The sequence below is a fragment of the Mesorhizobium sp. M0306 genome (assembly GCF_040321655.1).
In the GTDB taxonomy this organism is placed as follows: Bacteria; Pseudomonadota; Alphaproteobacteria; order Rhizobiales; family Rhizobiaceae; genus Mesorhizobium.
This window is the reverse complement of the sequence record NZ_JAMYRY010000098.1, coordinates 1-1,217: the sequence shown is the minus strand read 5'-3', so window position 1 is coordinate 1,217 and position 1,217 is coordinate 1. Positions and strand designations below refer to the sequence as shown.

Sequence of the window (1,217 nt, the reverse complement as noted above, 5' to 3'; positions counted from 1 at the left end):
TCCTCACCGCGCTCGCGCAGCCGCCCCCAATCCGTTGTCCCCACTGCCGCAGAACCATCTCCGCTAAAAATCTGCCAAAGTAGTGTTAGGTCGTGAACCCATAAAACAGGGAAGCGAGCTTGTACGGCGGGGCTAAGGTCTGCGCCTGACTATTACGCAGACGGTGCCCAAGATGGGCGCGGTCAGCATTACCCTCTGGTGCCTCTTGCGAGGTGTCCGTCCCCCCGCCGCATCGACGATATAGCACTGATGCTCTCAAGTTTGAACGGCATGGACTTCCCTTCGGGCTGCCATGCTGATTCAATGTCGGGTGAGCCGATATGATTTGACCGACTTCGAGTGGCGCGTGATCGAGCCGCTGTTGCCCGACAAGCCGCGCGGCGTGCCTCGCGTCGATCGCCGTGTTCTGAACGGTATTTTCTGGGTGTTACGGTCAGGTGCGCCGTGGCGCGATCTGCCGGAACGTTATGGGCCGCGCACCACCTGCTACAACCCTTCGTGCGATGGCGAAAGGCAGGGGTCTGGGATCGGCTAATGGATGCCATCACGGCCGCGCACGACGGTGACATCCAGATGATCGACAGCACTTCCGTTCGCGCCCATCAGCAGGCCGCGACGGCAAAAAGGGGGGTGCAGATCATTGTCTCGGCCGATCGCGCGGCGGGCTCACGACCAAGATCCACGTCGTCGTCGACGCGCAAGGGCTTCCGATCCGGCTTGGGCGACGGCTGGACAGACGCATGACGGGCAGATCGCGGACACGCTGCTCGACCACCTCGGCCCGCGCACCATCGTGCTGGCTGACAAGGCTTATGACGCCGACCGCATCCGCGAACTGATCCAGGATCAAGGCGCCACGCCCAACATCCCGCCCAAGAGCAACCGGCGATGGAAGCCTTGCTTCAACAAGCGGCTCTACCGCGAACGAAACCTCATCGAGCGGTTCTTCTCCAAGCTGAAGCACTTCCGCCGCGTCGCCACCCGCTATGATAAGCTCGCAGCCAACTTCCTCGCCATGGTCCAGCTTGCTTCAATGCGGCTGTGGCTCCGCGCTTATGAGTCTACGGCCTAGCACTACTTTGGCAGATTTTTAGCGGAGAGGGTTCTGCGGCAGTGGGGACAACGGATTGGAGGCGGCTGCGCGAGCGCGGTGAGGATGGCTTGCCTGACGGCGGGTAGGCTCGGTTGGGGCGGCGGGCCGAGGATTCTTTTTTCCC

General features: G+C 62.0%; 1 pseudogene. It reads left to right on the top strand.

The features are described from left to right. Positions 1-292: 292 nt before the first annotated feature. A pseudogene (locus NKI95_RS34240) lies at positions 293-1,072 on the top strand (IS5 family transposase). Positions 1,073-1,217 lie beyond the last annotated feature (145 nt).